This is a genomic window from Brevibacterium yomogidense (assembly GCF_016107685.1).
GTDB lineage: Bacteria > Actinomycetota > Actinomycetes > Actinomycetales > Brevibacteriaceae > Brevibacterium > Brevibacterium yomogidense.
Window position 1 is genome coordinate 115,902 of record NZ_JABASY010000006.1, and the last position, 22,169, is coordinate 138,070.

At 70.7% G+C, this 22,169-nt stretch carries 17 protein-coding genes; 9 read left to right on the top strand and 8 right to left on the bottom strand.

Going from position 1 to position 22,169, the window contains the following annotated elements:
* The first annotated feature begins 105 nt into the window (after positions 1-105).
* Positions 106-2,856 carry an NlpC/P60 family protein gene (locus JFC09_RS13975; protein ID WP_269770535.1) on the top strand — a complete coding sequence of 917 codons (2,751 nt, stop codon included), beginning with the start codon at positions 106-108 and terminating at the stop codon, positions 2,854-2,856.
* A 278-nt stretch (positions 2,857-3,134) separates the two neighbouring features.
* Positions 3,135-4,481: a mannose-6-phosphate isomerase, class I gene (gene manA / locus JFC09_RS13980; RefSeq protein WP_198394651.1), complete on the top strand. Its 1,347-nt coding sequence runs from the start codon at positions 3,135-3,137 to the stop codon at positions 4,479-4,481.
* A gap of 90 nt (positions 4,482-4,571) precedes the next feature.
* On the opposite strand, the gene JFC09_RS13985 is transcribed toward manA, so the two are convergent.
* The 4 genes from JFC09_RS13985 to JFC09_RS14000 are packed head-to-tail and all read right to left on the bottom strand — an operon-like array spanning position 4,572 to position 8,044.
* On the bottom strand, positions 4,572-5,234 hold the full coding sequence (locus JFC09_RS13985; RefSeq protein WP_198394652.1) for a 3-oxoacid CoA-transferase subunit B: 663 nt from the start codon (positions 5,232-5,234) through the stop codon (positions 4,572-4,574).
* 2 nt (positions 5,235-5,236) lie between these two features.
* A complete protein-coding gene (locus JFC09_RS13990; RefSeq protein WP_198394653.1) occupies positions 5,237-6,007 on the bottom strand; it encodes a CoA transferase subunit A in 771 nt (256 codons plus the stop codon).
* A gap of 56 nt (positions 6,008-6,063) precedes the next feature.
* On the bottom strand, positions 6,064-6,810 hold the full coding sequence (locus JFC09_RS13995; protein ID WP_198394654.1) for a hypothetical protein: 747 nt from the start codon (positions 6,808-6,810) through the stop codon (positions 6,064-6,066).
* 4 nt (positions 6,811-6,814) lie between these two features.
* Positions 6,815-8,044, bottom strand: coding sequence for a coenzyme F420-0:L-glutamate ligase (locus tag JFC09_RS14000; protein ID WP_232483619.1), 1,230 nt, complete (start codon positions 8,042-8,044; stop codon positions 6,815-6,817).
* Between the two features lie 540 nt (positions 8,045-8,584).
* Here JFC09_RS14000 and JFC09_RS16955 point away from each other — a divergent pair.
* Genes JFC09_RS16955 through JFC09_RS14015 form a run of 3 tightly spaced genes read left to right on the top strand, consistent with a single transcriptional unit; the run spans position 8,585 to position 13,388 of the window.
* Entirely contained in the window at positions 8,585-8,836 is a 252-nt protein-coding gene (locus JFC09_RS16955; RefSeq protein ID WP_198394783.1) for a WhiB family transcriptional regulator, read from the top strand.
* Entirely contained in the window at positions 8,833-11,934 is a 3,102-nt protein-coding gene (locus JFC09_RS14010; RefSeq protein WP_198394655.1) for a glycosyltransferase family 2 protein, read from the top strand. The genes JFC09_RS16955 and JFC09_RS14010 overlap by 4 nt, the downstream gene beginning before the upstream one ends.
* Complete coding sequence (locus JFC09_RS14015; protein WP_198394656.1) at positions 11,931-13,388, top strand: DUF5719 family protein; 1,458 nt, start codon at positions 11,931-11,933, stop codon at positions 13,386-13,388. The genes JFC09_RS14010 and JFC09_RS14015 overlap by 4 nt, the downstream gene beginning before the upstream one ends.
* A 71-nt stretch (positions 13,389-13,459) precedes the next feature.
* On the opposite strand, the gene JFC09_RS14020 is transcribed toward JFC09_RS14015, so the two are convergent.
* Positions 13,460-13,840 carry a metallopeptidase family protein gene (locus tag JFC09_RS14020; RefSeq protein WP_198394657.1) on the bottom strand — a complete coding sequence of 127 codons (381 nt, stop codon included), beginning with the start codon at positions 13,838-13,840 and terminating at the stop codon, positions 13,460-13,462.
* 71 nt (positions 13,841-13,911) lie between these two features.
* On the opposite strand from JFC09_RS14020, the gene JFC09_RS14025 reads away from it, so the two are divergent.
* The 3 genes from JFC09_RS14025 to ahcY are packed head-to-tail and all read left to right on the top strand — an operon-like array spanning position 13,912 to position 17,443.
* On the top strand, positions 13,912-14,268 hold the full coding sequence (locus tag JFC09_RS14025; protein ID WP_198394658.1) for a DUF3499 domain-containing protein: 357 nt from the start codon (positions 13,912-13,914) through the stop codon (positions 14,266-14,268).
* Positions 14,269-14,319: 51 nt separating this feature from the next.
* Complete coding sequence (manB, locus tag JFC09_RS14030; RefSeq protein WP_332839782.1) at positions 14,320-15,915, top strand: phosphohexomutase domain-containing protein; 1,596 nt, start codon at positions 14,320-14,322, stop codon at positions 15,913-15,915.
* A 37-nt stretch (positions 15,916-15,952) separates the two neighbouring features.
* Positions 15,953-17,443 (top strand): adenosylhomocysteinase, encoded by a 1,491-nt coding sequence (ahcY, locus tag JFC09_RS14035; RefSeq protein WP_198394660.1) that lies wholly within the window; start codon positions 15,953-15,955, stop codon positions 17,441-17,443.
* A 122-nt stretch (positions 17,444-17,565) separates the two neighbouring features.
* On the opposite strand, the gene JFC09_RS14040 is transcribed toward ahcY, so the two are convergent.
* A complete protein-coding gene (locus JFC09_RS14040) occupies positions 17,566-18,384 on the bottom strand; it encodes an RDD family protein (protein WP_232483621.1) in 819 nt (272 codons plus the stop codon).
* A 33-nt stretch (positions 18,385-18,417) separates the two neighbouring features.
* Here JFC09_RS14040 and JFC09_RS14045 point away from each other — a divergent pair, with 33 nt between their 5' ends.
* Complete coding sequence (locus JFC09_RS14045) at positions 18,418-19,413, top strand: stage II sporulation protein M (protein ID WP_198394661.1); 996 nt, start codon at positions 18,418-18,420, stop codon at positions 19,411-19,413.
* A gap of 89 nt (positions 19,414-19,502) precedes the next feature.
* Here JFC09_RS14045 and JFC09_RS14050 read toward each other — a convergent pair whose 3' ends face one another.
* Positions 19,503-20,795: a DUF58 domain-containing protein gene (locus JFC09_RS14050; RefSeq protein WP_198394662.1), complete on the bottom strand. Its 1,293-nt coding sequence runs from the start codon at positions 20,793-20,795 to the stop codon at positions 19,503-19,505.
* Between the two features lie 88 nt (positions 20,796-20,883).
* Positions 20,884-22,020 (bottom strand): AAA family ATPase, encoded by a 1,137-nt coding sequence (locus JFC09_RS14055; RefSeq protein ID WP_408610975.1) that lies wholly within the window; start codon positions 22,018-22,020, stop codon positions 20,884-20,886.
* Positions 22,021-22,169 lie beyond the last annotated feature (149 nt).

A 22,169-nucleotide genomic window follows, 5' to 3' on the forward strand; every position in this document is an offset into this window, starting at 1 on the left:
GAATTTATGTAACAATCTTGAGATGTTGAGGTGGTGCGCCGCATCCAGCGACGCCCCCACTTCGTAGAAGCCTCCTTCCCTGACTTCCTCACAAAGGCTGAAACGATGAGAATTCTGGTCCCTTCTGTAGCCGCATGCGCGGCTGCGGTGATGGTGACGACGTTCGGACTGTCGAGCTCGACCGCCGCGATAGCGGTTCCGGTCAGCCCCGACATCAGCGCAACACCTCTCACCGACATCGACGCCGACGGCCTCGACGAGGCAGGCGCCCGCGCATCCTCTGAATCCACGTCCACGGCATCGAACCGCGGGCTGGTCAACGTTCCCGGGCTGCTGCGTGCGGCTCAGGACACCACCGCGAAGAACGTGTCCGCTGCGCCGTTCGCACCTGACAGCGGTGCGTACGGGGCGACGAACACGTCGCTCACCGACTCCTCGGAGAACTCCGAGGACACCGACGCCCCGGCGCTGGGCGACTCCTCGGACTCCGCACCGGACGATGACGCATCGTCTGACGCCGGCTCCTCCGACGACGGGTCCTCCGAGAACGCCGAATCGACGGAGCCCGCAGAGACGGACTCTCCCGTCGTCGGGTCGGTCAAGGAGGAGACTGAGGACGGCGTGACGATCGCCGCGATCTCCAACGCAGTCGACGTCCCCAGTGACAACCCGAGCGTCGTGGGCATCACCTACGAGGGCGATGCAGGCGTGTCGTTCGAGGTGCGCCTGAAGTCCGGCGGCGAATGGGGCGCCTGGGAAGACCTCGAGATCGAGAACACCGATGAGGGCGGCAACGGCACGGAGCCGTTCATCGTCGCGGACTCCGAGAGCGTGCAGCTGCGCGTGCTCGGTGAAGCCGAGGCGCCGGAGAAGACCGAGCTCGTCCTCGTCGACCCGAAGACCTCCGCCGCAGATGCGGCGGCGGTGCAGGAGAACCAGCCGGTCCTCCCGCCGCAGGAAGACTCGGCCGATGACTCCGGTGCGGAGTCCGACGGTGCGGCCAGCGAGACGGCCGAGGCACCCGCAGCCGAGGCGCCCGCAGAAGGCGAGGCGGCAGCGGAAGCCGCCAACGCCTCGGCGACGGAGGGTGCGAGCGTGCAGAACGCCGCCTACGTGCCGGGCAGCTCGACCGTGCAGAACACCTCCGTCAAGAAGGTGAAGAAGCCGAAGATCGGCTCCCGCAAGTCGTGGGGCGCGAACGAGAAGCTGCGCAAGGGCTCGCCGGATTACGCGGGCTCCGTCAAGGCAGCGGTCGTCCACCACACCGCCGGAGCCAACGGCTACAAGGCCGAGGACGTCCCCTCGATCCTGCGAGGCATCTACAGCTTCCACACGAACGGCCGCGGATGGTCCGACGTCGGCTACAACGTCCTCGCGGACAAGTACGGCCGTCTGTGGGAGGGCCGCGCCGGCGGAGTCGACAAGGCCGTGATCGGTGCACACGTCGCCGGGTACAACACCGGGACGTTCGGCATCTCCGTCATGGGCACGTTCGAGAAGTCCGCGCCACCCCAGAAGACGATCGACGCGGTCAACCACGCGATCGCCTGGAAGCTGTCGATGAACGGTGTCTCCGCGGATGCGAAGACCACCGTCGCGGGCAAGAAGATCCGCACGGTCGTCGGACACCGCGACCTCGGACAGACCTCCTGCCCCGGCGCCGCCTTCTACTCGAAGTTGGGTGGAATGCGCAGCGCGATCACGAAGATGCAGAAGGGCGGTGACACCCCGGAGGACAAGAAGGACTCCGAGGAGAAGGAGAAGTCGAAGACTCCGATCGAGAAGAAGTACGACGGCAACGAGAAGGCACTCGGCAAGCCTTCCGGCAAGGAGTTCGACATCGCCAGCGGCCGCGCGCAGAAGTACGAGAACGGCCACATCTACTGGACGAAGGACACCGGCGCACACATCGTCAAGGGTGCCTTCAACAAGCTGGTCGACGAGAAGCTGCTCAAGCAGATCGGCTTCCCGGTCGCGGATGAGAAGGGCGGCCTCAAGGACGGCGGCTACTACCAGAAATTCAAGAAGGGCTCCGTCCACTACTCGAAGGACTCAGGCGCTCACGCGACGACCGGCATCCTCCAGAAGTACTGGAAGGACAAGGGCACCGAGAACGGCCACCTGGGATACCCGACCAGCGAACTGACCGTCAAGGACGGCCGCGCTGAGCAGACGTTCCAGGGCGCACGCCTCGTGTGGGCCGAAGGGTACGGAACCACGGAGTTCTCACCCGAGGGCGACATCAACGCCGGCGTCGAAGACCTCAACCTGCGGGACGGAGGTGACACCGGCGAGCCCGGGGAAGGCCCGTCGGATGAACCCTCCGCCGAGCCGAGCGAGGAGCCGTCGGAGGAACCCTCGACGGAGCCTTCGGAAGAGCCGTCGCAGAAGCCCAGCGAATCGGCCTCTCCGACACCGTCTGCCACGCCTTCGCCCACGCCTTCCAAGACGGCTGAACCGACGCCGTCGAAGAAGCCGGAGAAGACCCCGGAGCAGAAGGAGGAGGAGAAGCGCGCCTCGATCATCGCCGAGGCGAAGAAGCACCTGGGAGTGAAGTACCGCTGGGGCGGCACCTCACCCACCTCCGGATGGGACTGCTCGGGCTACACGCAGTACGTCTACAGCAAGAACGGGATCAAGCTCCCGCGCACCACGAGTGCGCAGCGCGGAGCAGGGGAAGTGATCTCGGCCAAGGAGGCGAAGCCCGGCGATCTCGTCTGGGTCCCCGGACACATCGGCATCGTGTCGGAGACGAAGGGCCAGATGTACGACGCGGGGTCCTCGCGCACGAACACCTCGAAGCGCAGCTACGACTGGATGGTCAAGCGCGGCGCAGTGTTCATCCGCGTGGTCTGAGTCCCTCGGAGTGACCGGGGGCGACCGGAACGGTCTGGGGCGACCAGGGTGACCTGAGTCGACCAGAGCGAACCGGGGCCTCGGGGCCGGCGGGTTGGGGAACCCGCCGGCGCACCCGTGAACAGCGGTCCCGCATCCTTGCGAGGGTGCGGGACCGCTGCTGTTCGTCTCCCCGTGTGCGCCTGCGGGACCGCCGCTGTTCGCCACGTGTTCGCCACGGCGTCGCCACGGCGTCGTAGACTTCACGAGATCCGTGGGTCCCTGATGTGAGGAGATCAGTGCAGCGTTTGACGAACACCGTGAAGGACTATGCGTGGGGCTCCCCGTCGGGCATCCCCGAGATCCTCGGGAACGAGCCCGACGGACGTCCTGCGGCCGAACTGTGGGTGGGCGCCCACCCCGGGGCACCGTCGTTCGTCGACGGTCGCGGTCTCGACGATCTCATCGCCTCGGACCCGTCCCGGTATCTGGGGGAGGCATCCGTCGCCCGCTTCGGTCCGCGGCTGCCGTTCCTCCTCAAGATCCTCTCCGCACGCACTGCGCTGTCCATCCAGAGCCACCCGTCCCGCGAACAGGCGATCGCCGGGTTCGCCGCCGAATCCGCCGCGGGAATCCCACTCGACGCGCCGCATCGCAACTACCGCGACGAGTGGCACAAGCCGGAGCTCCTCTACGCCCTGGGCGAGTTCCATGCCCTCTGCGGCTTCCGGCCCGTCCCCGCGATCCGCGCGACACTCGACCGATTCGCGACCGCTCTGGACGCGGCGGAAGCAGCATCCGCGCACCGTGAGTCGCTCGCAGCGTGGCGCGACGCACTGGATGGAGAGGCGGAGGCTGGACTCGAAACAGCGTCCGACACTGGGCCCGAGGCCAAGACCGAGACCGAAGCCGAGACCGAGGCCGAGGCGGCGGTCCTGCGGCGAGCCGTGGAGGTGGTCCTGGGGGACCCCGACCGGTTCGGCGCTCTCGCGGACGCGCTCGCAACTGCCCTCTCCGCGCCATCGTTCCCGCACGTCGCAGCCGATGACCCGTCCCATGAGGGGACGAGCGTGGACCCGGCACTCACCCTCCTGGAGACCCACGCGGACTTCCCGCGCGACGCGGGCTCACTGGTCGCCGTCATGCTCCGCCGCTTCCTCCTGCAGGCAGGGGAATCGCTCGCGTTCGATTCCGGGATCCTCCACGCATACTTGGGAGGCCTGGGGGCGGAGATCATGGCCTCGAGCGACAATGTGCTGCGCGGCGGCCTCACAGGGAAGCACATCGACGTGCCGGAACTGGTCCGGACAGTGCACTTCGATACGCAGCCGCCGCGCGTCCTCACCGCGGACGACGACACCGAACTGCGGGGAGCGACCGACGACTTCATCCTCACTGTCGTCCACGATGCAGACGACCAGGTCCTGCCTCGCCCTGGGGCGCTCACCGCTCTCTGCATCGACGGGACGTTCATGCTCCGGTCGGGGGACGAGGAACTGGAGGCCGGCCGCGGTGACTCCGTCTTCATCGGCGCCGACGAACCCCGCCCCACTCTCACCGGGAAGGGCGCGCTCTTCGTGGCGAGTTCGGCACTGAGCGGCGCGAGAGATCGCACTGAGGGCCATGAGCGCCCCGTCGTGGCCTGAGAGACGAGCACTCGGCAGCAACACAGAAGCGGGCGGTGGACTCCGCATGGGAATCCACCGCCCGCTTCTGTGTGCGAAGCGCTCCGCCTGTCACGCGGCCGGCGCGGCCTCCGGGACATCACCGGTGACGGGCTCGAGGCCCTGTGTCTTCTCCTGGATCTCCTCGACACTCACCCCGGGCGCCCGCTCGATGAGCCGGAAGCCGGTGCCGGTGACGTCGAGCACCGCCAGGTCCGTGATGATGCGGGAGACGACCCGCTCACCCGTGAGCGGCAGGTCGCAGGTCTCCAACAGCTTGAGCGACCCGTCCTTCGCGGTGTGGTCCATGATGACGATGACCTTCTTCGCGCCGTGGACCAGGTCCATCGCGCCGCCCATGCCCTTGACCATCTTGCCGGGGATCATCCAGTTCGCGATGTCGCCGTTGCCCGCGACCTGCATCGCGCCGAGGATCGCCGCGTCGATCTTCCCGCCGCGGATCATGCCGAAGCTGGTCGCGGAGTCGAAGTAGGCGGAACCCGGGTTCATCGTGACGATCTCCTTGCCCGCGTTGATGAGGTCGGGGTCGACCTCGTCCCTCCGCGGGTAGGGGCCGACGCCCAGCAGACCGTTCTCCGACTGCAGGACGACGTTCACACCTTCGGGGATGTAGTTGGGCACCAGCGTGGGCATGCCGATACCCAGGTTGACGTACGAACCGTCGGGCAGTTCCTGGGCCGCGCGGGCGGCCATCTGATTGCGTGTGAGACCCATGGTCAGTCCTCCCTCACGGTCATCTTCTCGATGGGCTTGTCCGCGACCTGCTCCGGTGTGAGCTCCACGACGCGGGCGACGTAGATGCCGGGCAGGTGGACATCGTCCGGATCGATCTGACCGACCTCGACGAGCTCTTCGACCTCCGCGATCGTCGTCTTCGCGGACATCGCGGCGGGCGGGTTGAAGTTGCGGGCGGACGAGTGGAAGACGAGGTTGCCGGCGCGGTCGCCCTTCGCGGCGCGGACCAGCGCGAAGTCCGACGGGAGCGACTCCTCGAGGACGTAGTCGTGCTCCTCGCCGAACGTCGACAGTGTCTTCGTCTCCTTCTTCGGAGACTCCTTCACGACGTTGCCGTCGCTGTCGTACTTCCAGGGGATCCCGCCGTCGGCCACCTGGGTGCCCGAACCGGTGATCGTGTAGAAGGCGGGGATCCCCGCACCTGCTGCGCGCAGCTTCTCCGCCATCGTGCCCTGCGGCGTCAGCTCGACCTCGAGCTCTCCGGACAGGTACTGGCGGGCGAATTCCTTGTTCTCACCGACGTAGGAGGCGATGATGCGGCTGATCTGCCGCGTCTCCAGGAGCTTGCCCAGCCCCCGGCCGTCGACACCCGCGTTGTTCGAGATGACCTCGAGACCCTTCGCGCCCTGGTCGTGGAGTGCGTCGATGAGGACTTCGGGCACTCCGACGACCCCGAATCCGCCGACGGCGATGCGCACGCCGTCGGGGATGTCCTTCACCGCTTCTGCTGCTGAGGAAACCACTTTGTCCATGCTCCGGATTATTGCATGTCACCTGAAAGCGGGCTTATGCGTCCACGGGGCACGACTTACGGGTCCACGGCGGGACGGAGGACGACGACCCCGTGGAGCAGCCCGTGCATGATCCGGCCCCAGTCGGAAGCGGTGCGGGGTGCGGAGGTGACGACGACCTCGGCGGCGGTGGACGGACTGTCACTGGGAGTGGCGGACGGGCCGTCCGCAGGGGCGGCGGACGCGGAAGCGTCACCGGGGGGCGCCGTCGACGACAGGACCTGTGCGGAGGGGGCCCCGCAGAGGGCTCGCAGGCCCTCGGTCTCCGTGTGCGCCGCATCGCCGAAGGTCACGCGGGCCGTCGTGCCGATCGGCGCCTCGTCCGGGTAGGCCCGCAGTGCAGTCGCGAAGTCGATCGTGTCCTGTGGGGCGTCGACGCCCAGGGCGAGGGGTGCGACGGGGTAGATGAAGACCTCGTCCGCGGAGTGGGTGACGGCGTCGTCGGCGCGGTGCTCGGACACGAGGGCGGCCCACGGGGCGTCCGGCTCCTCCTCGTCGATCACGCGCACGCACGCACCCAGCGACCACGCTGCCAGCGCCCCCGCCAGAGCCCGCCAGTGCACGCCGGGCTCCTCTGCTCCCGTCTCCTCCACGACGCCGAGGTCGAGGTCCGGTCCCACGTCGGAGTCCGCAAGCAGCCCGTGCGCCTTGTGCGCCCAGTTGGCGAGCACCGGGCCGGTGAGTTCGAGGGAGGCACCGGCACTGTCCTCCCAGCGCAGGACTGGGTGGCGGCGTTCGGCGAGTGCGGTGAGGAATGTGCGCACGGAATCAGCTCCTGGTCATGAGGTCGAGTTCGATCCGGATGTCCGCACCGCCAGGCGCCCCGGTGTCGTCCCACAGCCACGCGGTGTCGCAGCGCAGGTCTTCGGCGGCGAGGCTCGTCGCGATGCGCTCGACGAGCGCTCCCAGCCCCACCGCCGCTTCGACGAGAGGGTGCCCCGACACCTCGGACGGGGCGAAGCCGGGACGCGGTCGGATGCGGATGGACGAGCCCGAACCGGTGACGCTCAGCCGCCACCCCGCCTGGCCGGGGGTGCGCGGATCACCGGCGCGGGCGACCGCGAGCGCGCGGGTGGTGCGGGTGAGGATGTCGTCCGCGCCGTCGCCCGACGGTGGGGTGAGAGCCGGGTCCGCCGGATCGACGCCCAGTGCGTTCCAGGCCGCCTCGACATGCCCGGTGCGGAACCAGTCGTCCTCCAGCGGACGGGTGAGCGCCGCCGCGCCGGAGCCGGCCGCCGTGGCTGTGTCCCGGCGGGTGAGGACTTCGCCCACGCCGCGGACGATCGCGACGGGGCGACCGCGCGCGGCGCCCTTCACGAGGTCGGCGGCCTGCGTGATCGAGTCCGCGACGGCGCGGACGGTGATCTGCTGGGTGCGACCGGAGTCGTCCGGCAGGCCCCGCTGCGAGTCGAGCGGGTCGATGCCCGCGCAGCCCAGCGCGAAGTCGAAGACCCCGACCCGCCACGGCCGCGACGTGGAGTCCGACACGATGATGCCCAGTCGCACCTGGAACCGTTCGGTGAGGGAGGCGAGCAGGGCGGCCGCGGAGGCGTCCGGATCGCGAGGGTGCAGGATGACGTCGGTGTCCGCGTCGGTGTTCGACTGGTCCAGACCGGCAGCGGCCTGCACGGTCCCGGAGCGTGTGCGGACGACGCTCACGGTGACGCCGGAGCCGTAGCGGCGCCTCGCGACCGTGTGGTGGGTGTGCGCGTCGACGAGCTGTTCGACGTCCGCACGTGTCCGCGCGGTGGCGACGGAGCCCTCCGCCTTCGCGACGACCTTCGAAGCGACGACAAGCACGTCGCCGTCCTTGAGATCGAGGCCGCTCGCGGTGATCGCCCCGCCGATCTCCCGGCCCAGGTCCGTTCCGGGGCGCACTCGGCCGATCCCGGGGACCGCGAAGGCGGTCAGGAGGCGACTGGGTTCTGCGGGAGGGCGGCGATCCGCGTGGGGTCGGGGATCTGCGCGCGGGTGGGACGCGGGCGGCATGGCGGTCATTCTCCCATCGTGGCAGACCGGTGACAGACCAGAAGTGGGCCATGGGACGAGACTGCCCACCCGTTGGACGGAACAGTGCGAGATCCTCCGAATTCCCAGAGCATCACATCCATCCACAGGTTGTGGTCCGCGCGGGCCCTGTCCACCATATGTAGTGCCGTGGTGCAGCCGGTGACTGTGAAGCAGTCGAACAGCCGTTCTAATGCGGGGTTAGGATACATGCTGGCCGCTTGACGGGACGTAATGACACGCGTGTAATTCCACTATGAGTCGGACGCGTCGGGCACTCAGCCGACGCCAACGACGATAGGGGGAAGACACGTGACACCAGCACACAAGATGACGACGGCGAGTGCGGCACCGCAGACGGAGGCGCCGGTCGTACCGCTGCGCGAAAGCGTCACAGACAGAGCCGCGGTCGATTGGTTCGTGGATCCGGGAACAGGGGCGCCGTCCTATGTGGCGGACCCGCTCGACCTGGATCCCGTCTCTCTGTCGCCGCGCCCGGCAGGCGGTGACCGCGGGGAAGCGGTATCGCCCCTGTCGCTGCTGTTGGGCGGGTCCGGTGACGGGGACCTGGCCTGGCAGGACGAGGCGCTGTGCGCGCAGACGGACCCGGAGGCGTTCTTCCCTGAGAAGGGCGGATCGACGCGGGAGGCGAAGAAGGTCTGTGCGTCCTGCGACGTGAAGGCCGAATGCCTCGAGTACGCACTGTCGAACGATGAGCGGTTCGGCATCTGGGGAGGGCTCTCCGAGCGCGAAAGGCGACGCCTCAAGAAGCAGGCGGTGTGAGCTTACGCATCACCGCTGTCGTCGGTTCCGACGACGGCGCAGACCTCCGGGGTGCCCACGAGTCCGTGAGCGTCCCGGGGGTCTCTTCCGTCCTGCGCGCGAAGCGGGACGGGATGGATGACGCGATCGAGCGCGCCCTGGCGGCCGGTGCGGACTGGCTGTGGCTGCTGGGAGCGCGCGACGAGCCGACGGCGGGCGCACTGGCGCGTCTGCTCGACATCGCGGGTTCCGGTGACGCGGTGGGGCTCGTGGGTCCGCGGCTGCGCGTCTCCGATTCGGATCGGCTGGCGTCTGCCGGGGTGACGACGACCGCGCAGGGGCTGCGCCTCAACCCCGTGTCCCCGGGGGAGGTCGACCAGGGGCAGTTCGAGCGCACGGAGGACGTCTACGCCGTGGACCTGCCGGGTGCGCTCGTCTCCGCCGAGGTGGTCCGCGCCGTGGGCAGCCCCGCCGCCTCCCTGCCCACGTCGTATCGGGGGATCGAGTACTCCCGCCGTGTGCGGGCCGCTGGTTTCCGTGTGGTGCTGGCGCCCCGAGCCGAGGTGGTGGTCGCCGCCGCGACCGCCCGCGCCCTGCTGTCGTCGCCCCGACCGCCGCGTGCGGCTGCCGATGTGCGCGCCGAGCATCGCTATCGCCTGTCCCGCGTCCGTCCCGCAGCGGCGTGGCGCACGGCGATCCTGCTGTGGCTCGCCGCCGTGGGGGCGGCGTTCGGCCGTCTCCTGTCGAACGACCCGCGGGGTGCCGGCCGCTGGCTCACTGCCGCAGGGAAGGTCGGCGCGGACTCCCGTGCCGTCGCGCCGCTGCGCCGCCGTGCCCCGACGGCAGAACCTGCCCCCGGCCTGCTGGCGAGCCGGGCGCAGCTCGACACCGCACGGCGCGAGCTGCGGGAGACCGGTGCGGACGGCACCGCCGCCTGGTGGTTCGACCGGGGCCCCGGCGGCACCGACGGCGGACTCGCGGCCGGGGCGGACGAAGCGCTCAACACGGGGGAGGAGCTGCAGTCCTTCTCCGGCGTGGACGTGGGTCCGCGCCGCAGCGCACTGCTCCACCCCCTCACCGCGGTCGTCGCCCTCACCGTGGCGGCCGCCGGTCTCATCGGCTGGCGCCTGTTCGGTCCCGGCTCGCTCAGCGGGGGCGCGCTGCCCCGCCTGGACGTGGGCTTCGACGAGGCGCTGGCGCGGGCTCTGAGCCTCCGCGACGACGCGGGCCTGGGGTCGCGGTCGCCGGCCGATCCGCTGCTCACCGTCCTGCTCGTGTGGGCGCTTCCCTTCCTCGGCCACCTCGACATGGCGGTGCGCGTCCTGCTGCTCGCGGCGCTGCCGGCTGCGGCGCTCCTCTTCTACGCGTCCGCCGGCCGCCTCACCCCCCGCCCCAGCATCCGCGCCCTCCTGGCGCTCGTGTGGGCGGCGTCGCCCGCATTCGTCCTGTCGCTCGTCGAGGGCCGGGCGGGGACCGTCGTCGCGTGGCTGGTGCTGCCCGTGTTCGTGCGTGCCCTGCATTCGGCGGTCGTGCGCCGCTCGATCGAGGCGTCCGCGAGTGCCGGGCTCCTCCTGACCGTCGTCTGCGCGGGGATGCCCATCCTCCTGGTGCCTGCCGTAGTGGTCGTCGGCGTGCTCCTCGTGCGGACCCACGCGCTGCGGCTGCTGTGGACGGTCGTGCCGGTGCTCGGCCTCACCGGGCTGTGGCTGGTCGCCGCGATCCGTCAGTCCGACGCGCTGCTCATCGACCCCGGCGCGGTCCTCCCGTACCCCGTCGCCCGCTCCTGGATCCTCGCCCTGGGTTGGCCCGAGGTGCCGGTCTCCCAGTCGCTGTCCGGCACGGCCGGCGCCCCGTACATCGGTCTCATCCTGCTCGTGTCGATCCCCCTCGTCATCGCGGCCGGAGCGGCGTACTTCCGCAGGTCCGCCCCGGACGACCTCATCGTCGGGTCCACGGCGCTCACCGTGCTGGGTCTGTGCCTGGCGATCGCGCAGTCGATGACCGCCGCCGGTCTCACCGCGCACCGCCTCGTCGCCGCATGGCCGGCCGCGGGCCTTGCGGTGCTCACCCTGGGTGTGTGCGGGCTGCTCGCCGCCTCGCTCGTGCGCGCCCCCGGCAGGAGGAGTGCCGCCGCGGCACTGCCGACCCGCCGCCGGTCCCGCGCCGTCGTGGTCGCGGCAGCCGGGTCCGCTGCCCTCGTTCTGGCCGCACTGTCGCTCGACGCGGCTGTGGGCGGCGCCGAGGTCCACCGGACGGGCGACGACCGGCTGCCGGTCTTCGCCGGCGAACGCGCGAAGGGCCCGCTGGCGCAGCGCACCCTCATCCTCGACGTCGTCGACGGCGAGGTGACCGGCCGGGTCGCCGGGGACACCGGCGGCACGGTGCTGGAATCGTCGACGATCACCGCGGCGCAGCAGCTGCAGGGGTTCGGGCCCCGTCGAGCGCCCGTCGCCCTCGACCCCGCGGACACAGCCCTCGCGGAGGCGATCGGCCGTCTCACCGCGGACGGCGGGGGAGACGTGGGCGCTGCCCTGTCCTCGCTGGGTGTGGGCTTCGTCGTCCTCACCGGCGACGACGGCGACGACCTCGATGCCGCCGCCCGCAGCGTGTCCGGCGCGACCGGACTCACCCGGCTGGGAGTCGCGGACCAGGGACTCCTCTGGCAGGTGGGGACGGAATCCACGGACGAAGCCGACGACGACCTCGCAGGCGGGGCCGCGGACGACAACACCGGTGAGGAGACCGCCGGGGGCACTGTGGACGAAGAACCCGGCGCCTCGGCGGAGGTCTCCTGGGCCCGCGTCGTCGACGCGGACGGCACCAGCGTGCCCGTCCCGGTCCGCGGTGACACCGCGGAGGTCCCGGCCGGCGCGGACGGGAGGCTCCTCGTGCTCGCCGAACGTGACGGGGTGACGTCCGCATCCGTCGGCGGCAACCCGCTGGCGCCCGGCGACCCCGCGGGCGGGTGGGCGCAGTCCTTCGCGGTGTCCGCGGAGGCGCAGACCGTCACCCTGTCCACGACGCCCGCGTGGTACCGGGTGGGAGTCGTCGCCGGATGGCTGCTCGTCCTCGTCACCGTCGTCGTCGCGCTCCCGATCGGTCGAGGAGGCCGCCGATGAACGCCTTCTCCCGGACCGCCGCCACGTTCGTCGGCATCGCTGTGCCTGGCGTGCTCATCGCGGTCACCGCGTTCGTCGCACCCCTGCCCAGCGGGTCCGGTGCGCGGGGCCCCGAACAGGTGCGCCTGCCCGCCGCCGCCACGACCGCGGTCTGCCCCGGCCCCCTGGACCGCGACGACGAGGCGGCGGGGACGGACGAGGAGTTCGAGTCCTCCGAAGCACCCACCACCGTCGCCCGGGCGGTCAGCATCTCCACGACCGCACCGGACGGGTCGGAGGGCGCCGCGGGCGTGGAAGCGCGGGTCGTCGACGGCGACACGCTCTTCACCATCGATCCCGGGGAGCCGATCGTCACGGGCGCCGACGGCATGGGTGCCCCGGTCGCCTATCTCGGCACGCCGGCGGGGGAGAGCCCCGCCCTCTTGTCCGCCGTGCAGACCGCGGCCGCGGACACCGGCGACTACGCGGGTCTCGCCGCGCTGTCGTGCACGACCCCGCTCACGCGGGCGGTGTTCTCCGGAGCGTCGACGATGACGGGGGACGACTCCCGGCTGCTGCTCGCGAACCCCACCGACGCACCCGTGACGGTCCGCGTCGACCTCACAGGGGAGTCGGGGCCCATCCCGGTCGCCGGGCAGGACACCCTCACGCTGCAGCCGCACACACTGCGCACTGTCGTGCTCGGGGCGCTGGCAGAGGGTGTGCCGGTCGTCGGCGCAGAGGTCACGGCCGAGGACGGGAGCGTCACCGCCGCCCTCCAGCACAGCAGGCGTGACGGCCTCACCCCGCGGGGGATCGAGTACGCCGCGCCCGAGGCGCCGGCCGCCACCCGCACCGTCCTCCCGATCGCGACGGAGGGCGAGGCCCGACTGCGCGTGTCGAACCCCGGTGGCTCCGCCGTCACCGCGCGGCTGGGAGCGCACTCTGCGGACGGTCCGGAACCCCTCGCCTCGGGTTCCGTCGCCATCCCCGCCCGCGGGACGGCAGAGGTGGAGCTCGGTGAGGTGGCGCCCGGCGACGTGGTCGTCGAAGCCGACGGCGAGGTGTCCGCCTCCGCCACGGTGGCCGTCGACACGGAGGAGGGCCGGGACGTGGCCTTCTACCCCGGCGTGGACGAGGTGGGCGACACGCGCCTCCTCACCCTGCCGACCGACGAACACGGGACCCCGCTCGAGGGCGACCTCGTCCTCGCCGCCGGGGAGGGGGCGGTGGACGTCGTCCCCGTCGGTGGTGACGGACAGCGCGGTGAACCGCGCACCCTCGACCTCGACGCGGAGCGGGCGATCGTCCTGGGACTCACCGACTTCGGTGAGGCGCGCGCCCTCGAGCTGCGGGGGACGGCGGGGGAGGCGTACGCGACCGTAGGTGTCCGCACGGACGCAGGGGTGAGCGGTATCGGCTTCCCCGCACCGCCCGAAGGGATCGGCTACCGGGACGTCCGACTCGAACGCTGAGGCGGCTGACTGATCCGGGGTGCGCCGGCGGCCGAGGGTCGGGGCCCGTGAGCACGACCTCGGCGTTCGTGTCAGCGGGGGCGCAGCTCGTCCGGGTCGCGGCCGGACAGCAGCGCCGCCTGGTCCGCGAGGACGTCCGCGACGAGGTCTGCGAGATCGATGTCGTCCTCGCAGCGTTCCGCGATCGGCAGGCGGTGGAGGACGAGGACCGCCGGCGTGTCGCGCGTCGCGGGGAGGACACGGCCCAGCTCCAGCCCCGCCTCGGGCGGCGGGATGTCGTCGACGGTGAGGACGACCGAGTCCAGCTCGCCGTCGACGCGCAGCCGGATGTCCGCGAGCAGGCGGGCCGCCAGATGGGCGAACTCCTCCGCACGGCTGCGGTGCGCGGGCACCGGCGCGCGGAAGATCAGCGGGCTGCGACCGTGACGATCGTGGCGACGCGAGGAGGGCATGCCTCGGAGTCTAGGCGGTGGGCGACCGTGGCACTGCCCGGGGAACCGTCCGCATTGGGTAGACTGCGCGTGTGTCAGTTCGTCTGTGTGCCAAGGCCGGGTGCGGCGTCAGTGCCCGATTCACAATGACGTATGTCCATGCGGACGCGACGGTCGTCGTCGGTCCGCTGGCGACCCGCGCGGAACCCGGTGCGCTCGACCTGTGCCGCAACCACGCCGCACGGATGACCGCGCCCCGCGGATGGGAGCTGCTCCGCCTCGACGTCGGTGAGGAGCAGCCCGAACGTTCACGCGACGATCTGCTCGCCATCGCAGACGCGGTCCGTGAAGCCGCCCGCCCCCGCCCGCCCGCTCCGCAGCAGCCCGCCGATCTGCCGTCCGGCCCCGGCCGCGGCCACCTGCGGATCATCAGCGGAAACGGCGAATGATCGTCGACCTCTTCATCCCAGGAGATGGACAGTGAGTGCAGGAGACGGACAGTGACAGCTGTCGACCCCCAGCGGACGTCCGCGGCACCCGTGGCCGACGCTTCCCACGCTGATGCCCCCGTGCCGGCCACTGCCTCCGCGCGCACTGCTGTGAGCGCACGCGCTGACGCCCCGGCAGACGGCGATGCCTCTGCAGACGCCCTCCGCGCGTCCCGCAGTGCGCGGTTCGACCGTGCGCTGGGAGCGTACGACCTGCGCGGCCGGATCGGCGACGACCTCGACGACGACCTGCTCTACGCGCTGGGATTCGGCGCCGCCCGCACCTTCGGGGACGCGGGGGCGGAGGAGATCGTCGTCGGCTGCGACATGCGCCCCGACTCCCCGCGATTCGCGGAAGCCGCGGCCGCCGGAGTCCAGGCAGCGGGCCTGCGCGCGCGGTTCGTGGGACTGTGCTCGACCGACCAGCTGTACTTCGCCTCCGGCCACTGGCACCTGCCCGGCCTCATGGTGACCGCCAGCCACAACCCCGCCGACTACAACGGGGTGAAGGTGTGCGGTCCCGGGGCGGCGGGCGTCTCCCGGGACCACGGCCTGGGCGACATCCGCACCGCAGCGCTCGATGCGCCCCGGCATGAGGCGGGTGGTGGAGCGGACCGTGCCGGTGCCGTCATGGTCGACGCCCGCGGGGCGGAGGAGCTCGCGGTGGAGTTCGCCACGCGCCTGCGCAGCCTCACCGGTCTCGACCGGCTGGAACCGGTGCGTCCCCTCACCGTCGTCGCGGACGCCGGCAACGGGATGGCCGGGAAGCTGCTGGGCGAGGTGTTCGGCACCGACGCGGACCTGCCCGCCGTTCCCTTCACCCTCATCGGCCTCTACACGGAGCTCGACGGGACGTTCCCGAATCACCCGGCGAACCCGCTGGAGCCGGAGAACCTCGTGGACCTCCAGGCCGCCGTGCGCACCCACGGTGCTGACCTGGGACTCGCGTTCGACGGGGACGCGGACCGCTGCTTCTTCGTCGACGGCACCGGCAGCGTGCTGTCGCCCTCCGCCGTCGGCGCGCTCGTCGCGGAACGGGAGATCGCCCGCGCGCAGGATGCGGGGGAGACTGAACCGGTCGTCCTCCACAACCTCATCACGTCGCGCATCGTCGCGGAGACGGTCGCGGAGGCGGGGGGACGCGCAGTGCGCACGCCCGTCGGCCATTCCGGCATCAAGCGCCTCATGCGGGAGCACGACGCGGTCTTCGCCGCAGAGCACTCCGCACACTTCTACTTCCGCGACTTCTACTCCGCGGACTCCGGGATCCTCGCCGCCTGCCACGTCATCGCGATGCTCGCCGGAACGGAGGAGTCCGCCGCGAACCTCATCGCGGATCGCGAGCGCTACGTCGCATCTGGCGAGATCAATTCGACTGTGGCGGACCCGGACGCCGTGCTCGCGGACTTCGCGGCCCGGGCGCGGGCCGGCGAGTACGGTGACGGCGACGTCATCGCGTTCGACGGCGTCTCGCTCGAAGGCGACGACTTCTGGTGCAACGTGCGGAAGTCGAACACGGAGCCGCTGGTCCGCTTCAACTGCGAGACGCCCACGGCCGAACGCACCCGCGCACTCACCGATGCCGTCCTCACGAGCATCCGACGGTGAACGACACGACCTGACCCCGCAACCCCGAGGAGACACAATGACCCAGCACGAGGCGGTCCTCACCGCAGCCGACCACCGCGTCGCAGACCTCACCCTCGCAGAGTCGGGCCGTCACCAGATCCGACTGGCCGAGCGGGAGATGCCGGGCCTCATGAGCCTGCGCGAGGAGTACTCCGGTTCCCAGCCGCTGGCCGGTGCGCGCATCGCGGGCTCCCTGCACATGACGGTCCAGACGGCGGTCCTCATCGAGACGCTCGTCGACCTGGGCGCGGACGTGCGCTGGGCGTCGTGCAACATCTTCTCGACGCAGGACGAGGCTGCAGCCGCGGTCGTCGTGGGTTCCGGCACACCCGACGCACCGACCGGCGTCCCCGTCTTCGCGTGGAAGGGCGAGACCCTCGACGAGTACTGGTGGTGCACCGACCAGATCTTCCGGTTCCCCGCGACCGGTGACCAGCCGGCGGGCCCCACCCTCATCCTCGACGATGGCGGGGATGCGACGATGTACCTCCTCGACGGTGCCGCCGCGGAAGAGGCCGGAGGAGTCGCGGACGACGCGGAGGACGACTCGGAGGAGTTCAAGGCGTTCCGCGCCCGTCTGCGCGCGTCGCTCGCGGATGAGCCTGGCCGTTTCACGGCGCTCGTCCCGCAGCTGCGGGGTGTGAGTGAGGAGACGACGACGGGTGTGAACCGCCTCTACCGCCTGGCGGAGGAAGGGCGTCTTCCGTTCCCCGCGATCAACGTGAACGACGCCGTCACGAAGTCGAAGTTCGACAACCGCTACGGCATCCGCCACTCCCTGCCGGACGGCATCAACCGTGCGACGGACGTGCTGATCGGCGGCAAGATCGCCCTGGTGATCGGCTACGGCGACGTGGGCAAGGGCGCAGCAGAGGCGATGCGGGGGCAGGGCGCCCGGGTCGTCGTGAGCGAGATCGACCCGATCTGCGCGCTGCAGGCCGTCATGGACGGGTACGAAGTCGTCACGACGACCGAGGCCGCGAAGACCGCGGACTTCGTCATCACGACCACCGGCAACAGCGCAGTCCTGTCGGTGGAGCAGCTCCAGCTGCTCAAACCGGGCGCGATCGTCGGCAACGTCGGTCACTTCGACGACGAGATCGACCTCGCGGGGCTCGCCAAGCTGCCCGGCGTGGACAAGGTCGAGATCAAGCCGCAGGTCCACGAATGGACGCTGCCCGCCGCTCAGGAGGCCGGCCGTGAGACGACGAGCATCATCGTCCTCTCCGAAGGGCGCCTGCTCAACCTGGGCAACGCGACGGGCCACCCCAGCTTCGTCATGAGCGCGTCGTTCACCAACCAGGTGATGGCGCAGATCGAGCTGCACAGCGGGGTCGCCGGATACTCGAACGACGTCCACCGCCTGCCGAAGGCACTGGACGAGAAGGTCGCCAGGCTCCACCTGCCCGCCCTGGGCGCGCAGATCATGGAGCTCACGAAGGAGCAGGCGGAGTACATCGGCGTGGACGTCGCCGGACCGTACAAGCCGGACCACTACCGGTACTGAGCCGGGTGCGGGACCGATGCGGGTGATGCGCCGGAACCAGGACCGCTGGCGGCACTGAGAACAGCTGAGACGGCCGAGGCCGGGACCTGTGAAGGGGTCCCGGCCTCGGCCGTCTCAGCGTGTCAGTGGAGGTGGAGGCCGTGCGGCAGCGTGCCGACCCTGTTGCGGAACCCGGCGGCCGTCGCGTCAGCTCGCCTCTGGCGGTCGACGTACTCCCAGCGGGTGCGCGCGATGATGGCCCCGAGGAACATCTCCGGTGAAGTGCCTGGCGGGGGAGCGGGAGCGACGTGGGGATTGAGCTCTTCCGCGAGTTCGACGGCACGCTCCGTGCGGGATCCCGGGGTGCGCTGCGAGGCGGAGGACAGGAACTGCACGATGCGGTGGTGGAGTCCCGCGGGCAGGGGAGAGATGTCGGCCTGCTGGATCCAGCCGTAGAGGTGGGGGTGCAGCACGACCTGGTCGTGACGGAGACGTGCGGCGCGCTCGCTCACCGCCATGGTGCCCGCCAGCATGTCGCCCAGACGCTTCGACCGGGACGACAGCAGACCCACGAGGGCGGCGACGGAGCCCCCGGTCGCCAGCACCTCGAACTGCCACAGGAGTGCGCGGATGAGCGCGTGCCGGAATCCGATCGCCCCGCCGTCTTCCCGGACGACCCGCAGCCCGAGCGCGAGCTTCCCCAGGGAGCGCCCCCGCATGAGCGTCTCCACGGTGCAGGGCACCGCGACCGTCGTGAAGACGGTGAGGAGGATCATGATCGACGACCCGATGAGGGACCACTCGAAGCGGGCGTAGCTCAGCAGCCAGCCGGCACTGATGAAGATCGCGAAGTACACGATCATGTAGACGACCAGATCGATCGCGGCCGCCAGCGCGCGGGCGGCGAAATGCGCGGGCTGCACCCGCAGGGCGACGGCTTCACCGGTCACAAGCACGCTCATGAGCACCATCGTCGCACAGGTAGTGTGGGAGGCATGGATCCCGTCCTCCTCGCGCAGATGCACGGCTCCCAGTGGGCGCAGCTCGACCAGCTGGCGAAGAAGGCGAGGCTGACCCCGGCGGAAGCCGCGGACCTCCTCACCCTCTACCGTTCCGCGTCGAAGGACCTGTCGCGGATCGTGACAGTTGCTCCCGACTCGCAGACGGCCGCGCGCCTGTCCGTCACCGTGCACCGCGCGCGGACCCACCTGTCGTCGATCCCGCGCAGCCCCATGGCCGCATTCGTGCGCTTCACCGTGAGATCTCTGCCGGCTGCCCTCTACCGCCTGCGCTGGATGCTCCTGGGAGTGACCCTCTTCTTCCTCGCCAGCGCGATCGTGGCAGCGCTGTGGGCTCTCCACACGCCCGGTGCGCTCGACGCGATCATGCCTCCGTCGCAGCAGAAGGCACTTGCGGAGAAGGAGTTCGTCGAGTACTACAAGGAGAACCCCAACTCCGTCTTCGCGATCGGTGTCTGGACGAACAACGCGTGGATCGCCGTGCAGTGGGTGGCGCTGGGGATCACCGGGATCTACGTGGTCTTCGGCCTGCTCATGAACGGGGTGAACGTCGGGTTCTCCGCGGCGGCGATGTACGCGCACGGGTACGAACGGGACTTCTGGGCGTACATCCTGCCCCACGGCATCCCGGAGATCACCTGCATCCTCATCGCCGCAGCGGCGGGACTCCAGATCTTCGTCGCCTGGATCATCCCCCGGGCGATGACCCGGGGACAGGCGCTCGCGAAAGAGGCGCGCTCCCTCATGACGGTGGCCGGCGGCCTCGTCTTCTTCCTCTTCCTGTCAGGGCTCGTCGAAGGCTTCATCACCCCCAACCCGCTGCCCGTCTGGCTGAAGATCTCCGTGGGGGTCGGGCTGACCCTGGCGATCTTCACCTACGCCACACTGCTGGGACGCCCCGTGCTGAAGGAAGGCGGCGACGGCGACCTCGAGGACGAGCGCGCCGGCTACCGCACTGTCGCAGCCTACTGACGACGCCCACGAGACTCGGGGGCGCTTGGAGACTTCGAGGCGCTCAGGTGACTTCGCGGCGCGGGAGATCCGGAGGTGCCGGAGGGCTGTCAGAGGCGTCCGGAGGACTTCAGCATGATGTAGAGGTCCGCGAGCGCGGGGGGCAGGTCGTCGGGGGCTTCGTGGACGGAGTGCACTCCCAGGCCGGACAGCGCATGCGACAGTGAGCGGGACTCCAGGAGCTCCCGTTCAGCGGCCGCCGCGGTGTAGACCTGCTCCGTCGTGAAGCGCGCCGACGTCATGTCGTTCAGCACCGGGTCCGCGACCGACGCGATGGCCACCATGTGGCGACGAGTGAGGAGCGGAAGAGTGGGCAGCAGGTCTTCTGCGATCGTGGCCGGGTCCAGTGCGGTGACGAACACGACGAGCGCCCGATGGGAGGTCACGCCCATCACCGCGGACGTGATCGTCTCCCAGTCCGCTTCGAGCAGTTCCGGGGCGAGGGGCGTGACACGGTGCATGAGATGGTCGAGCGACGCGAGTCGCCCGATCGGGCCCACCCGGGCGCGGACCCGTGCGTCCGCGACCAGCACGTCGACGCGGTCGCCCGCACCGGCCGCCAGTCCGGCCAGCAGGAGGGCCGACTCGATCGCCGCGTCGAACGCCGTCCCCGTGCCCACGTAGCGGGCGGACAGGCGTGAGGAGTCGAGGACGATGATGACGCGGCGGTCCCGTTCGGGCCGGTAGGTGCGCACCATGACCTCCTGTGCGCGTGCCGTCGCCCGCCAGTCGATCGACCGGACGTCGTCGCCGCGCACGTACTCCCGAAGGGAGTCGAACTCCGTGCCTGCGCCCTTGAGCATGACTGCGGTGCGTCCTTCCAGCTCGCGCAGCCTGCGCAGCTTCGAGGGCAGGTGCCTGCGGGAGTGGAACGGAGGCAGCACCGTGATCGCTGCGGGCACCTCGAGGCTGCGCTGGCGGGCGACGAGCCCCAGGAGCGAGGTGGAGCGGACGGTCACGCGGTCGGCACGCAGCATGCCGCGGCGGGTGGGGGTGAGGACCGTCGTCCGCTCGTGGGCGGAACCGCCGCGCACGCGGGTGCGGAAGCGGTTGTCGTGTGCTCCCGCGGTGGGCGCCCACGCGTCGCGCACGTGCAGCCGCCGGGTGCGCCTGCCCCCATTGGTGATCGTCAGCACCGCGCTCGTCTCCTCACCCAGGCGGATGCGCGGCCCCGGCGTGCGCTGGAACCCCAGTGCGCGGATGCCGGGCGCCGCGAGCCAGTCGAGCAGGCCCGCGATGAGGAGCAGTCCGATCATGACTGCGAACGTCGTGGAGACGGGGCGCAGCGCGATGGGGATGGCAGCGAGCACGGTGAGGACGAGGAAGCGCCACGTCAACGCCATGGGCGTCCTCCTGACCGATGTGTGCGAGGCAGCCGGACCGCGAGGGCGTACCGGCTCGGCCGGGCTGGCAGGTGGGTGCGGGCGTGTCTCACCGCGGGACGTTCACCGAGTCGACGATCGAGGCGAGGACGCGATCGATGTCCGCCCCCTCCATCTGCGCCTCGGGGCGCAGCGCGATGCGGTGGCGGAACGTCATCGCCACGAGCGACTTCACGTCGTCCGGCGTGATGTAGCCGCGGCCGGACAGCCACGCCTTCGCCTGGGCCGCGCCGAGCAGACGCGTCGCCCCTCGCGGTGACACTCCCAGCGCCAGCGATGGTGCCTGCCGGGTGGCCTGCACGATGTCCACGATGTAGGCGATGACCTCCGGGGAGCAGTGCACCTGGGCGGCGCGGGCGCCCGCACGCAGCAGTTCGTCCGGTCCGGCCACCCGTTGGATGCCCGCGCGCTGCAGGTGGTGGGAGTCGAATCCCTGCGCGTGGCGGGTGAGGATCGAGTACTCGGTGTCGCGATCGGGCAGGCCGAGCACCAGTTTGAAGAGGAACCGGTCCAGCTGCGCCTCCGGCAGAGGGTAGGTGCCCTCGTATTCGATCGGGTTCTGTGTGGCCGCGACGAGGAACGGTGGGGCGAGGCGCCGGGAATCCCCGTCGACGGTCACCTGACGCTCCTCCATGGCCTCGAGGAGTGCGGACTGCGTCTTGGGCGGTGTGCGGTTGATCTCGTCCGCGATGAGGAGGTTCGTGAAAACGGGCCCCTCGCGGAACGTGAAGTCGCCGGACTTCGCGTTGTAGACCACCGAACCGGTGACATCGCCGGGCATGAGGTCGGGGGTGAACTGCACGCGCTGCGAACCCAGATCGAGGCTCTGCGCGACGGCACGCACCAGCAGGGTCTTCGCGACTCCCGGCACGCCTTCGAGGAGGACGTGCCCCTGCACGAGCAGCGCGAGCAGGATACCTTCGACCGCCTGCGTCTGTCCCACGACGGCTTTGCCGGTCTCCGCGCGGACCTGGAGCAGCACCTCCCGCAGGCGGGCGTCCTCCTCCGTCAGCACGAGCGATTCCGCTGGCGGTGGCGCGCTCACACCGTCTCGCGGAGGCGCGAACTGCTGCCCCGGATGGTTCACCGGTGCCTGCCCCTGCTGCCCCTGCTGCCCCTGCTGACCGTGTTGACCGTGCTGCTGACCGGGTTGCTGACCGGGTTGCTGACCGGGTTGACCCGGCAGGCCCGAGTGCGCCGGCTGCCCCTGGTGAGCGGGGTGGCCTGGCTGTCCCTGCTGCCCGGGCTGACCCTGGTGAGCAGGGCGGCCTGGGTGGCCCGGCTGACCCTGGTGGCCGGGCTGCTGACCAGCCGGGTGGCCCTGCTGATCCTGTG